This window comes from Pseudomonas sp. F01002, from assembly GCF_004402115.1.
Classification (GTDB): Bacteria; Pseudomonadota; Gammaproteobacteria; order Pseudomonadales; family Pseudomonadaceae; genus Aquipseudomonas; species Aquipseudomonas frigoris.
The window spans coordinates 35,767-48,331 of the sequence record NZ_SOPU01000079.1 but is presented as its reverse complement, the minus strand read 5'-3'; the positions used below and the strand labels follow the sequence as shown (position 1 = coordinate 48,331).

Genomic DNA, 12,565 nt, shown 5'->3' with positions numbered 1-12,565 from the left:
AAAGGGGAGAAACGATATGAACAGGACCATCATAGTGGCCACTTGGGCGCTGGTTGTAGGGTTGGCGCTGATCGGGCTGGGGGTATGGCGCGCGTCGCAGCCGATTATGCTCAACGACGTGGCACTGCCGAAGACCTGGAGCAAAAACACGCTTGAGCGTGACGGGGTGTCGGTGGCGCTCGAGGTGCGGCCGCTGGCGCAGGATGGCGTGCTGCGCGAGGGCGAGTTCGCCGACGTGCGCTTTCGGGTCACCGACAGCGCTTCGGGTCAGCCACTGTCGGGTGTCGCCCCCGGTGCCTGGCTCGATCCGGAAACCGTCGCCGCCGACCAGGCCCAGGGCCGCGAACACAGCTGCAAATCCCGGGTCGGGGTGTTTCTGAAATCGAGCATCGGCGCGCGACCGTTGCTCGATCTGAACAGCTACTTCCTGCTGGTGATGAACCGCGATGCCAGCATTTCGGTGGTCGATCCGTCGGTGTCGGTGGGCGGCATCACCAGCACGATGGTGCGGATCGACATCAAGCAACCGCCGATGGATTGGGTCACGCCCCGTGACAACAAGCGGGTGTTCGTCTCGATGCCGACCGCCGATGAGATTGCGGTGATCGACAGCGAGCAATTCAAGTTGATCGACTCGGTGGCTGCCGGCAGCAACCCGGTACGACTGGCATTGCAACCGGATGAGCGTCTGCTGTGGGTCGGCAACAACGCGAAATCGCCCGAGGCGTCCGGGGTGACAGTGATCGGCACGCGCAGCCTCAAGACGCTCAAACACCTGGCCACCGGTGCCGGGCATCACGAAATCGCTTTCAGCAAGGACAGTCGTTTTGCTTTCGTCACCAACCGCGATGACGGGACGGTGAGCCTCATCGACATCGCCAGCCTGACCATCAGCAAGCAACTCAAGACCGGCTCGCACCCGTTGTCCGTGGCGTACTCGCCGCTGTCCCAGGCGGTGTATGTCGCCGATGGCAAGGACGGCACGGTGACCGTGGTCGACACGACCAGCCTCGCAGTCCGGCGGGTGATCAAGATGAAACAGGGCCTGGGCCCGATGGGTTTTAGCGCTGACGGTCGTTTCGGCATCGTGCTCAACACCCTGGAGAATCAGGCCTCGGTTATCGATGCGGCCACCGACTCGTTGATCCATGAACTGGACGTATCCGCCGAGCCCTATCAAGTGGTGTTCACCAAGGCCTACGCCTACATTCGCGGACTGGCCTCGGCCAAGGTCACGATGATCAATCTGTCGTCCTTGGGTGAAGGCCGCACGCCGATCAGCCAGGGCTTCGAAGCGGGGCCTCAGGCGCCACGGCTGGCCGGTGACCTGCCGCTGGCGTCGAGCCTGGCGGTGTCGCGGGACGACAACGCGGTGTTTGTGGTCAACCCGGTGGACAACACCACCTACTTCTACGCCGAAGGCATGAACGCGCCGATGTCCGGCTACCCCAATCGTGGGCAAGTGGCGCGGGCGGCGATGGTCATCGACCGCAGCCTGCGCGAAGTCGAGCCGGGGCTGTACAGCGCCCGGATCAAACTGCCCGCCGCCGGACGTTTCGACGTGGCCTTCCTGCTGAACCAGCCGAACATCATCCATTGCTTCACGGCTTTGGTTGAGCCGGATAAAAACCTCACCCGGCACCCGGGGGTGCCGAAGGTGGAATTCATGCTCGACACGTCCACGGCCGCCCTCGGCAGTCCTTACGTGGTGCGTTTTCGCATCGTTCAGGGCAAGCAGAAGGCACAGCGCAGCGGGGTCAAGGACGTTCAGGTGCGCTACTTCCGGGCCCCGACGTCCCGGGTCCAGCAAGTCGCCGCGCTGGAAGTGGGCGATGGCGTTTATGAAGCCCCGGTGACCCTCGACCAGAACGGCGCCTGGTACCTGCACGTACGCGCGGCCTCGCTGGGCGCGAGTTTCGATGACAAGACTTTTGCCAGCGTTCGGGTCCTGCCCGGCGATGCCCACTAAAGGAGTTTCGACATGAACCGATTCGCACACCGTGGACTGCTGACGTTCTGTCTGCTGGCCGCCGGTATCGGCCAGGCCCTGGCCCACTCGGCGGATGAACACGCCGGTCACGAAATGCCGGCCAAAAGCGCCCGTTCGGAAAGCGCCCAGGTCAAGTTCGCCGACGTGGCGCTGGTGGACCAGAACGGCAAAGCGGTGCGCCTGGAAAAAGACCTGGTGACCAACAAGATTGTGGTCATGAGCTTCATCTACACCAGTTGCACCACGATTTGCCCAGTGGTGTCGTCGATCATGGGCAAGGTGCAAAAACAGCTGGGTGCCCGGGTCGGCGGCGAGGTGCAAATGGTGTCGATCAGCATCGACCCGCAGCGCGATGACACCAAACGCCTGAGCGACTACGCCCGCCACTTCCAGCACGGCCCGGGCTGGAGCTGGCTGACCGGCAGCTCGCAGTCGATCAACGAAACCCTCAAGGGACTGGGCACCTTCAGCGGGGACTTCAAAAACCATCAGCCACTGATTCTGGTGGGTGACGGCAACAGCCGCCACTGGACCCGCTATTACGGCTTCACCGACCCGACGGTGTTGGCCCGTGAAGTGGAGAAACTCAGCGGTCAGCGCAACGTCCACGCCAAGCACACGGCCATCGCGATGGAGCAGCAGCCATGAGAGCCCTCGACTGGATCACCCTGATGGTTTGCTTTTGCCTGTTCAGTTCGCTGGCGTTCGCCCACGAAGGGCACGAAGAGCCGGCACCGGCGGTGGCCGTCGTTGCCGCACCGCCCGGCTTGGTTACGGGCACTGGCACGCGCGATGCGAAAACCTGGTTCACCGACACGCCGTTGCAGGACCAGAACGGCGAGATCCTGCGGTTCTACAGCGACGCGCCGCAGAACCGCGTGGTGCTGCTCAATGTGATTTTCACCCGTTGCAACGATGCCTGTCCGCTGATCACCCGCAAGCTCAAGGAAGTGCGTGAGTTGCTGGGCGACAAGGCGGGCGGCATCACTTTTATCTCCCTTACCAGTGATCCGCTGCGTGACACGCCAGCGGTACTCAAGGCTTACACCTTGAAGGAGGGCGTCGATGGCCCCCACTGGCTTTTTCTTACCGGCGACAAGGCACAGATGGACCTTGTATTGGGGCGCATCGGCCAGATCGTGCCGACCCCCGAACAGCATTCAACACAACTGATCGTGGGTGACGTGGCCAACAAACGCTGGAGCAAAATCCGTCCCGATGCCCCGGCCGCCGCCATTGCCCAGCGCTTGCAGTTGCTGACAATGCCCGTGGCCGGTCGTTGAGCCCGCGCCATGAGAACTTCACTCGCTCTCGGCTTGCTACTGCTTGGCGGCCTGCATTTCGCCGCTGATGCGTTGCCGCTGAGCCCTAACGAAAGCGCCGGCAAACGGCTGTATCGCGAGGGTGTGTCCGCGAGTGGCGAGCCGATCATGGCGCGGGTCGGGGCGGCGGACATACTGTTGCCCGCCACCAGCCTGCCGTGCGCCAACTGCCACGGCGCCGATGGCCTCGGGCGGCCCGAAGGCGGGGTGCGACCGCCGGATCTCAGCTGGTCGCGGCTCACCAGCACTTACGGCCAGCAGCAAATCAATGGCCGTAATTACCCGGCGTATACCGAAGGCACGTTGGCGCGGGCCATCCAGGAAGGGCGTGATCCGGGCAACAATCGGCTCGACCCGGCGATGCCGCGCTTCGTCCTGTCGATGAATGATCAGCGCAACCTCACGGCCTACCTCAAACGCGTGGCCGAGGACCGCGACCCCGGCCTGACCCCCGACAGTCTGCACCTGGGCACCTTGTTGCCAAGCCAGGGGCCGTTGAGCGAGGAGGGCGCCACGGTGGCGGCGGTGCTCCGGGGCAGCGTGGCGCGAATCAACGAAGCGGGCGGGATTCATGGCCGGCAGTTGCGCCTGACCATCGTCGATCCGGGCCCGGACAGCGCCAGTGCCGAGCAGGCGCTGGATCAATTGATCGAGCAGGAACAGGTGTTCGCCCTGATCGCGCCGCTGGCGCCGGCACTGGACTCGGACCTGGCCGCGCGCCTGGAACGGGCCGGCATTCCGCTGATCGGACCGCTGTCATTGCTGGGCACGGCGCAGGCCAGTCGGCAGATTTTCGAACCGCTGCCGGGGTTGCGCGAGCAACTGATCGCCCTGGCCGATTACGCCACCGACAATTTGCGGGTAATCCAGGGACCGACGCTGATCACTTACCCGGACGAGCCCAGTCAACGGTTGGCGGCGCAGAGCCTCGGCCAGTACTTGCAGGATCACGACTGGCAAAAGGTCAGTCTGAAAGCCTACGACTCGGCGCAAGACGAACTGCCACTGGGCTCGCGTTCGGTGTTTTACCTGGGCAGCGGCGGCGGTTTCAGTCGCCTCGCCGAGCGCTTGCAGGCGGCGGGGCAGGTGCCTTATCTGTTCGCTGCGTCGAACCAGGTGGCGGGTGATCTGTTGCAGGTGCCCAGGAATTTTTCCCGGCGGGTGTTTCTGGCTTATCCGTTTGTGCCCAGTGACTGGACGCTGGCCGGACGCCTGGCCCTGACCCAACTGCGCGAACGCCAGGGGCTCGGCGGTCAGCACGCGATGCTGCAAGTCGGCGCGTTCAGTTCGATGTTGCTGTTCAGCGAAGGCATGAAACAGGCCGGGCGCGACGCCAGCCGCGAGAAACTCATCAGTGCGCTGGAAGGCCTGCATGACTTCGATACCGGGCTGACCCCGCTGATCAGCTTCGGTCCCGGCCGCCGGCTCGGTTTGCGTGGCGCGCATATCGTCACCGTGGACTTGCCCGGCCAGCGCTTTTATCTGGTCGCGCCCTATAAACCCATTGCCGCTACACCCTGACTGGAGGTCTCGATCATGCCGCTCAAGACTCTGTTGCTCCTGCTCACGCTGTGGGTTCCCGTGGCGTTCTGCAGCAATGGCCCGGCCGCCGCGCGGGTCAATGGCGAGGTAATTTCCGCGTTTCGCCTGGAGCGTTATTTCGCCGAATACCTGGAGGATCAGGGCCGGGCGGTGGGCAGCATCCGCAACCCAAAGGCCTACAAGCAATTACGTCAGGCGGCACTGACAGCCTTGATTGACAAAGAATTGCTGTGGCAAGAAGCCGTCAAGCGCGGGGTGGTGGTCAGTGACGCGGTGGTGCAACGCCAGGTCGATCAGACCCGGCAGGCCATGGGTGGTGCCGACGTGTTCGCCCGGCGCCTGGAAGTCGCCGGTTTTGACGAAGTCGGTTACACCGAGTACACCCGCCGTGAGCTCGCGGCCCAGCAAGTGTTTGCCGACCTCACCCAGGTCGCCGGGCCTGACGAAAAACAGGTCCGTGCGTTCTATGAAGAGCATCGCGTCGAGATGAGCCGGCCGGAGCAAATCCAGGCACGGCACATCCTGATCAAAGTGCCTCAAGGCGCGGATGCCGCCGCAGTTGAAGCTGCCCGGCTACGCTTAGAGGAGATGCGGGTGAAAATCAGTGCGGGTGAGGATTTTGCCAGCGTGGCCCGGGCCGGTTCCGAAGATGCTTCTGCGAGCGAGGGCGGTGATCTGGGCTATTTCCCTCGTGGACGGATGATGCCTGAATTCGAAGCAGCGGCTTTTGCCCTGGCACCGGGGGCTGTCAGTACACCGGTGCGTACACCGCTGGGCTGGCATTTGATCTACTTGCAGAACCACTTGGAGGCGACCGATGTCTCAGAGGTGCAAGGGCTTGAAATGGTCCGGGCTTACCTTGCCCGACAGCAACAGGCTCATGCTCGTCTACAGGTTCTGGCGCAGCTGCGATCGAGCAATCGAATTGAACGGATTGACGATGATTGAAGGTTCCCCCCCAATAATGGGGAAAAGCTTCAAGACACCTCCGAGCGCTTCCCCCGCCTTTGGGGGACAGGGTTCCTGGACGAAATGGTTTTTTCATGAAAATCAACGACGTGCAACGGTAAAAAAACCGGCGCTCAGCCTGGCATGAAGTGTGCGTTAGCCTCAGTGAAGGCGCGTACTCCCAGGGCTGGAACATCGGACCTGCGGTTTCAAGGAGTCGACCTTGTTAAACAAAGTACTGGTTGTCGAAGACGAACAGCTCCTTGCCGAAAACCTCAAGGATTACCTTCAGGCGCAAGAGCTCGACGTCCGGATTGCACATGACGGTGTGACAGGTATCGGTGAAGCCGAACAGTTTGCACCCGATGTGATGGTGTTCGATTACCGCTTGCCCGACATGGAAGGCTTTGAGGTGCTCGATGCTGTCCGCCAGAACAGGAAGTGTCATTTTGTGCTGATTACCGGGCACCCAACCGCTGAAGTCTGTGAGCGGGCCCGGCAACTGGGAGTCAGCCATATCCTGTTCAAACCGTTTCCATTGGCGGAGTTGGCCCGAGCAGTCTGCGACCTTCTGGGGATGGAGCGCGAACCCAAAGCAGGCATGAGTAATTCGCAAGGTTTTGTCGAACGACGCCAGAGCAGGACCGAGAGTTTCCCGCTGCAGTTGTACGACGGCAGTTGGGTGCTGGCAGATCGTCGACGAAACATATCGACCTCCAAGGCACCAGGCGACGAACAATTGCTCACCGGGGAGTAGTGGCGCGACAAGACGTTCCGGCATCCGCCGCAATGGCCTGCCGCGTCGACAGGGCTCAAAGCCCCCGGCGTTGGAGAGCATGCCATGGACCGTCTATTCCTTGCCGTCGAACCGGTGCTGTTGGACTGTGTACCGTCTCGCTTTTCCAGTGAGCAACTGGCCCAGGCACGCTCCCTGGCCGCCAGTTCCGGCGAACGGGTACTGGAAGCCCTCGGGGTGTTGTGCGAACTGGCCCCCATGCCCTTCATCCAGAGCCTCGGCGCGACCCTGCATTATCCGGTGCTCGACACCGACAGCCTGTTCAAAGCCACTCCGGTGTTCGACCGGGTCACCCTGGCCCAATGCCTCAAACGCGAATTCATCCTGCTGCGTCACGACGATGCGGTCATCGGTGTGTTTGCCGACCCCTTCGATACCTCACGCCTGGCCTGGATCGACGACTGCCTGCACGGTGCGCCGCTGTACCTGGTGCATGCCGACGACCTGAAAGCCTACCTGGCACGCCACGAAGAGAGCTTCCACGCCGTGGAGTCGCTCAACGCCCAGGCCGACGCCAATGTCGAAATCGATACCCTGCAAAGCCTGTCCCTGACCAGCATCAGCGAGGACGCCAGCGTCGTCGTCAAACTGGTCAACTCGACCCTCTACGACGCGCTGAAAATGCACGCCAGCGATATCCATCTGGGCACCACCGGCAGCGGCCTGGTGATCAAGTACCGGATCGATGGCGTGCTGAACAACATCAGCAAAATCCAGGGCAGCGAATTCGCCGAGCAAGTGATTTCCCGGGTCAAGGTCATGGCCGAACTGGACATCGGTGAAAAACGCGTGCCCCAGGACGGTCGCTTCAAGATCGGCATCAGCGGCCGGCAGATCGACTTTCGGGTGTCGATCATGCCGAGCATCTTCGGCGAAGACGCGGTGCTGCGGGTCCTCGACAAACAGGACCTGGCCGACAAGGTCTGCGGCGTGCAGTTGCAAGCCCTGGGCTTCGAAGAAGAAACCCTGCGCCATCTGCGTCGGCTGGCGGCCGAACCTTACGGCATGGTGCTGGTGACCGGCCCCACCGGTAGCGGCAAAACCACCACGCTGTACGCGATGATCAGCGAGATCAACCACGGCGTGGAAAAGATCATCACCATTGAAGACCCGGTGGAATACCAACTGCCGGGCGTGCTGCAAATCCCGGTCAACGAAAAGAAAGGCCTGACCTTCGCCCGTGGTTTGCGCTCGATCCTGCGCCATGACCCGGACAAGATCATGGTCGGTGAAATCCGCGACCCCGACACCGCGCAGATCGCCGTGCAATCGGCGCTCACTGGGCACCTGGTGTTCACCACCATTCACGCCAACAACGTGTTCGACGTGATCGGCCGGTTCACCCAGATGGAAATCGACCCTTACAGCCTGGTGTCGGCACTCAATGCGGTGCTGGCCCAGCGTTTGATCCGACTGGTCTGCTCCAGTTGCAGCGCGCCGGCTTACCCAACTGATGAAGAATTGCGCCTCTCCGGCCTCGACCCGCAACAGGTCGATCACTACCACTTCGTCCACGGCAAGGGCTGCGGTCATTGCCGGGGCACCGGTTACCGCGGGCGTACGGCGATTGCCGAACTGCTGCACCTCGACGACGAGCTGCGGCAGATGATCGTCGAGCGCCAACCCATTTCGAAAATCAAAGCCCTGGCTTGCAGCCGTGGCTTGCGCCTGTTGCGCGAGTCGGCACTGGAGCTGGTTGCAGAGGGGCGGACCACGCTGGAGGAGATCAATCGTGTCACTTTTATCTCGTGATCGTTTTGTCGCCGTGCTCGGCGCCAGTGGTGTCGGTCTGGGTCAGCGCCGTGGCAGTGAAACCCTGTGGCTGGGCAGCGTCGGCTTTATCGACGAAGGTTTCCATGCCTGGGCCGTGGCGCTGGAAACCCTCGACCGTCTGCTGGGCGAACACACCCGTGCTGGTGCCGAATTGAGTGTGGTGATCTCCGGGCACTTCAGCCGCTTCTGTCTGGTGCCCTGGAGCGAACAGATCAGCAGCCCTGCCGAATTGCTCGGGTTTGCCCAACTGTGTTTCGAAGACCTTTACGGCGTACCGCCGCAACCCTGGAGCATGGTGTTGTCCGCTGAGCCGGCGGGTTATGACCGGGTCGCCACCGCGCTGCCGCAGGACTTGCTGACGCATCTGCGCACGCTGGTCACGGGTCGTGGCCTGCGCCTGCGTTCGGTGCAGCCGTACCTGATGGCGGCGTTCAATCATTTCGATAAAAGCTTCGACGCCGGCGACTTCCTGTTCGTGGTCGCCGAGCCAGTGCGCAGTGTGTTGCTGCTGGCCCGGGAAGGGCGCTGGGCGGCGGTGCGTTCGGTCGGCAGCAGCGACAGCGACGTCGCGCTGACCGCGTTGATCGGTCGTGAAAGCCAATTGCAGGCCTCCACCAGCGAGCGACCGCTGAATGTTTACCTGCACGCGCCGGCACGCATTGACTCGCACCCTGACGTACCCGGTGTGCACCTGCGCACCCTCGAAGAAGGCCGGGCATCCGTACGCGATTGTTTGTACGTCATGTCCCGGGCGGTGGCCTGACATGCGCGCCTTGATGCTCGACTTTCAGCCGCGCCGCCGCTCGGGCCCTTTGGGCTGGAGCCTGCTGGTCGGTGGCGTGGTGCTGACGCTGGGTTGCTTCTTGGTTCAGCAGCACCTCAGTGAACAGGCCGCGCAACAGCAAGGCCACTTGCAAACCACTCAGCGCGTACTCACCGGCGACACGGGCGGCAAGGTCAGCCTGACCCCGGCCGAAACCCGCGAGCAGGCGCACAACCTGGCCGAGATGCGCAAGGTGTCCCAGCAATTGCGCCGGCCATGGGAGCGTCTGTTCGCCATGCTCGAAGCCATGCCCCGGGACGACATTGCGTTATTGACCCTGACCCCGGATGCCCGCAAAGGCCAGGTGCGAATCAGCGCCGAAGCGCGGGATCTGGAAGCCATGCTCGACTTCCACCGCAGCCTCGAAGCCAGCGACGAGCTGTCCGATGTGTCGCTGCTCAGCCACGAAATCGTCGCGAACGTGCCGGAACACCCGGTGCAATTCAACCTGTCGGCTAGCTGGGAGATCGGCGATGCAAATCCCTAGATTGATCGTCCACGAATACCTGCAAGGCTTGGGTATTCCCGGCCTGGCAGGGCTGGCGATGTTGCTGTTGGCGCTGGTGTATGGCCTGGTGGGCCTGATGCCGGACTGGCGGTCGCTGCAAACACTGAGCCAGCAGACGCGCGAAGCCGGCGAGTACCTGGCCAAAGTCGAAGACGGCAGTGTTGCCGCTCCGGTGGTGCCGCAACGTCAGCTCGACGACTTCCGCAGCAAGTTGCCGTCCCAGCCGCAGGCCACCGTGGCCATCGACAAGATTTACGCACTGGCAGCTCAGGAGCACATCACCCTGGCCCGTGGCGAATATTCCCTGGGCATCGACCCCAAGACGCACCTGGCCCGTTATCAGATTCTGCTGCCGGTGCGCGGCAGCTACCCGCAACTGCGGCGCTTCCTGCACGCCTTGCTCGGCCAGTTACCGGCGGTGGTGGTGGAGGACGTGGAGTTCCAGCGTAAAAAAATCGCCGACACCGACCTGACCGGGCGGATCCGCATGACCCTTTACCTGTCGAGGTCATGATGAATACCAAACGCGTAGTGGGTTGGGTGGCGTTCTTCGGCGTGGCGGCGGCGCTGACCTGGTTGCCTGAATACTTCACGTCGTCGTCCGAGGAGGGCGATGCTTCGGTGGCCGCCGTGGCCACCCCGACCAACAGCAAAACCCGTGGAGTGCTGCCCGCAACATCCGCCGGCAAAACATCGGCAGCGATCAAGGACCTGAGCCCGGCTGGCGACCTGTTCGCCGCCCGCAGCTGGACGGCTGCGCCGCAGCTCGCCACCGTCACCGAGCAACCCGTCAACCTGACCCCGGAGGTGCAAGTCCCCACGGCACCACCGATGCCTTTCCAGTTCATTGGCAAGCTGAATGACCGTGCCGACCTGCAAGTGTTTTTGCAGAACGGCGAAAAAATATACGTCGTACGCAAGGGGGATGTGATCGACGAAACCTGGCGGATCGAAGGGATTTCCGAAGTGGAACTCAGCTTTGTCTACCTGCCTTTGCATTTGTCTCAGACTTTGTCTGTGGGGAGCGCGCAATGAACAGATCCCGTTTGCTGATAAACCTTTGCCTGTGTGCAGGACTGGCCGCGTGCAGTTCGGCGCAGGTTGCCAAGCAAGAGGCGACCGACCTGATGGAGTCGGGACAGTACGAAGCGGGCTTGGCCCGCATCGAGGAAGGGCTGAAGGAAAACCCTCGCAACACCGAGCTGCACCTGGCCCTGAACAGTGGCCGTGCCCGTGCAGTGACGGCGCTGTTGACCCAGGGTGACATGGATCGCGCCCAGCGTGATTTCGCGTCTGCCCGCCAGGCTTTCGGCCGGGTGTTGACCATCGAACCGAACAACCGCCGTGCCCAGGACTCGCTGCGCCAGCTCGATCACATGCGCAGCCTGGATGAAAAACTCGAACTGGCCCGTGGCGACCTGCGTCGCGGCGATATCTACGGCGCCGACCGCCAGGTGAAACAAATCCTCGAACTGGACCCGAAAAATGAAGGGGCCCTGGAGTTGCAAAGCAATGTCCGACTGGTACAAAGCCGCAACGTGGTCCCGTATCCACAACTGCGGACCCGTCTCGATCGGCCGGTGACCCTGGAATTTCGCGAAGCCAACCTGAAAACCATCTTCGAAGTGCTGTCGCAGGTCGCCGGTTTGAACTTCATCTTCGACAAGGACCTGCGCCCGGACATGAAAGCCACCATCTTCGTGCGTGACGTGCGCATCGAAGACGCCGTGGAACTGCTGCTGCAACAGAACCAGCTGCACCAGAAAGTGGTAAACGAAAACACCCTGCTGATCTACCCGGACTCACCGCAGAAGCTCAAGGATTACCAAGAGCTGGTGATGCGCACCTTCTACCTGACCAGCATCGATGCCAACACCGCGCTGAACATGATCAAAACCATGCTCAAGACCCGCGATGTGTTCGTCGACGAACGCCTCAACACACTGACCATGCGCGACACCGAAGACGCGGTGCGCATGGCCGAAAAATTGCTGCAATCCCAGGACCAGTCCAACCCTGAAGTGGTGCTGGAAGTGGAGGTGATGGAAGTCGCCACCCAGCGGATTCTCGACCTTGGCCTGCAATGGCCGAACACCTTCGGCGTGGTCAACAGTGATGGCTCGGCCGTGACCCTGCTTGACCAACTCAAAGGCATCAACTCCAGCCGGATCTCCATCTCGCCGTCGCCGCAGGCCAAGATCAACGCCCAGGACAACGACATCAACACCCTCGCCAGCCCGGTGATTCGCGTCAGCAACCGCGAACAGGCACGCATCCACATTGGTCAGCGCGTACCGATCATCAGCGCCACCTCGGTGCCTTCGACTCAAGGCCCGGTGATCACCGAAAGCGTCACCTACCTCGATGTCGGTCTTAAACTTGAAGTACAGCCGACCGTGCACCTGAACAACGAAGTGGCGATCAAAATCGCCCTGGAAGTGAGTAACGCCACGCCACTGGAGCCGACCCGCCAGGGCACGATTCCGGTTCAGGTCGACACCCGCAACGCCCAGACCACCCTGCGTCTGCATGACGGCGAAACCCAGATCCTCGCCGGCCTGATGCGCGACGACCATGGCGCCACCGGCAACAAGATCCCCGGCCTTGGCGACATTCCAGGTCTTGGCCGCTTGTTTGGCAGCAACAAGGACACGGTCGGCAAGTCGGAATTGGTGCTGTCGATCACGCCGCGGATCGTGCGCAACCTGCCGTACCAGAGCCCGTCGGACATGGAGTTCACCACCGGCACTGAAACCAGCATGCACATCCAGGCACCAGACCGTGGGATGGACTCGACGAGTCCCACAGAGAGCCTCGGTGCTCCGGTTGCATCTACCCGCGTTGTCGTCGAGAAGCCTTGATC

Annotated in this window: 12 protein-coding genes; all 12 read left to right on the top strand. The window is 62.2% G+C overall.

What is annotated here, in order from left to right; translation table 11 throughout:
- Window positions 1-16 precede the first annotated feature (16 nt).
- A complete protein-coding gene (locus tag E3W21_RS29595) occupies window positions 17-1,969 on the top strand; it encodes a YncE family protein (RefSeq protein WP_134423246.1) in 1,953 nt (650 codons plus the stop codon).
- Between the two features lie 12 nt (window positions 1,970-1,981).
- Window positions 1,982-2,638: an SCO family protein gene (locus E3W21_RS29590; protein WP_134423244.1), complete on the top strand. Its 657-nt coding sequence runs from the start codon at window positions 1,982-1,984 to the stop codon at window positions 2,636-2,638.
- On the top strand, window positions 2,635-3,273 hold the full coding sequence (locus E3W21_RS29585) for an SCO family protein (protein WP_134423242.1): 639 nt from the start codon (window positions 2,635-2,637) through the stop codon (window positions 3,271-3,273). Before E3W21_RS29590 ends, E3W21_RS29585 begins: the two co-directional genes overlap by 4 nt.
- A 9-nt stretch (window positions 3,274-3,282) precedes the next feature.
- A complete protein-coding gene (locus tag E3W21_RS29580; RefSeq protein ID WP_134423240.1) occupies window positions 3,283-4,833 on the top strand; it encodes an ABC transporter substrate-binding protein in 1,551 nt (516 codons plus the stop codon).
- 15 nt (window positions 4,834-4,848) lie between these two features.
- On the top strand, window positions 4,849-5,802 hold the full coding sequence (locus tag E3W21_RS29575; protein ID WP_134423238.1) for a peptidylprolyl isomerase: 954 nt from the start codon (window positions 4,849-4,851) through the stop codon (window positions 5,800-5,802).
- Between the two features lie 223 nt (window positions 5,803-6,025).
- Window positions 6,026-6,559, top strand: a complete 534-nt coding sequence (locus E3W21_RS29570) for a response regulator (RefSeq protein ID WP_134423236.1) — start codon at window positions 6,026-6,028, stop codon at window positions 6,557-6,559.
- 84 nt (window positions 6,560-6,643) lie between these two features.
- Window positions 6,644-8,350: a GspE/PulE family protein gene (locus E3W21_RS29565; RefSeq protein ID WP_134423234.1), complete on the top strand. Its 1,707-nt coding sequence runs from the start codon at window positions 6,644-6,646 to the stop codon at window positions 8,348-8,350.
- Complete coding sequence (locus tag E3W21_RS29560) at window positions 8,331-9,134, top strand: hypothetical protein (protein WP_134423232.1); 804 nt, start codon at window positions 8,331-8,333, stop codon at window positions 9,132-9,134. Before E3W21_RS29565 ends, E3W21_RS29560 begins: the two co-directional genes overlap by 20 nt.
- Before the next feature lies 1 nt (window position 9,135).
- The gene (locus E3W21_RS29555) at window positions 9,136-9,681 is read left to right on the top strand and encodes a PilN domain-containing protein (protein ID WP_134423230.1); all 546 of its coding nucleotides are present in this window, start codon (window positions 9,136-9,138) and stop codon (window positions 9,679-9,681) included.
- Window positions 9,668-10,216 (top strand): GspMb/PilO family protein, encoded by a 549-nt coding sequence (locus tag E3W21_RS29550; RefSeq protein WP_134423228.1) that lies wholly within the window; start codon window positions 9,668-9,670, stop codon window positions 10,214-10,216. Before E3W21_RS29555 ends, E3W21_RS29550 begins: the two co-directional genes overlap by 14 nt.
- Entirely contained in the window at window positions 10,216-10,737 is a 522-nt protein-coding gene (locus E3W21_RS29545; RefSeq protein ID WP_134423226.1) for a hypothetical protein, read from the top strand. Before E3W21_RS29550 ends, E3W21_RS29545 begins: the two co-directional genes overlap by 1 nt.
- Entirely contained in the window at window positions 10,734-12,563 is a 1,830-nt protein-coding gene (locus E3W21_RS29540) for a secretin N-terminal domain-containing protein (protein ID WP_134423224.1), read from the top strand. The genes E3W21_RS29545 and E3W21_RS29540 overlap by 4 nt, the downstream gene beginning before the upstream one ends.
- Window positions 12,564-12,565: the final 2 nt, after the last annotated feature.

Bases quoted from the DNA above. Each gene is read 5' to 3' on its own strand.
- E3W21_RS29585 (WP_134423242.1), top strand. From the start codon at position 2,635: ATGAGAGCCCTCGACTGGATCACCCTGATGGTTTGCTTTTGCCTGTTC.
- E3W21_RS29595 (WP_134423246.1), top strand. From the start codon at position 17: ATGAACAGGACCATCATAGTGGCCACTTGGGCGCTGGTTGTAGGGTTG.
- E3W21_RS29550 (WP_134423228.1), top strand. From the start codon at position 9,668: ATGCAAATCCCTAGATTGATCGTCCACGAATACCTGCAAGGCTTGGGT.
- E3W21_RS29575 (WP_134423238.1), top strand. From the start codon at position 4,849: ATGCCGCTCAAGACTCTGTTGCTCCTGCTCACGCTGTGGGTTCCCGTG.
- E3W21_RS29565 (WP_134423234.1), top strand. From the start codon at position 6,644: ATGGACCGTCTATTCCTTGCCGTCGAACCGGTGCTGTTGGACTGTGTA.
- E3W21_RS29540 (WP_134423224.1), top strand. From the start codon at position 10,734: ATGAACAGATCCCGTTTGCTGATAAACCTTTGCCTGTGTGCAGGACTG.
- E3W21_RS29590 (WP_134423244.1), top strand. From the start codon at position 1,982: ATGAACCGATTCGCACACCGTGGACTGCTGACGTTCTGTCTGCTGGCC.
- E3W21_RS29545 (WP_134423226.1), top strand. From the start codon at position 10,216: ATGAATACCAAACGCGTAGTGGGTTGGGTGGCGTTCTTCGGCGTGGCG.
- E3W21_RS29555 (WP_134423230.1), top strand. From the start codon at position 9,136: ATGCGCGCCTTGATGCTCGACTTTCAGCCGCGCCGCCGCTCGGGCCCT.
- E3W21_RS29580 (WP_134423240.1), top strand. From the start codon at position 3,283: ATGAGAACTTCACTCGCTCTCGGCTTGCTACTGCTTGGCGGCCTGCAT.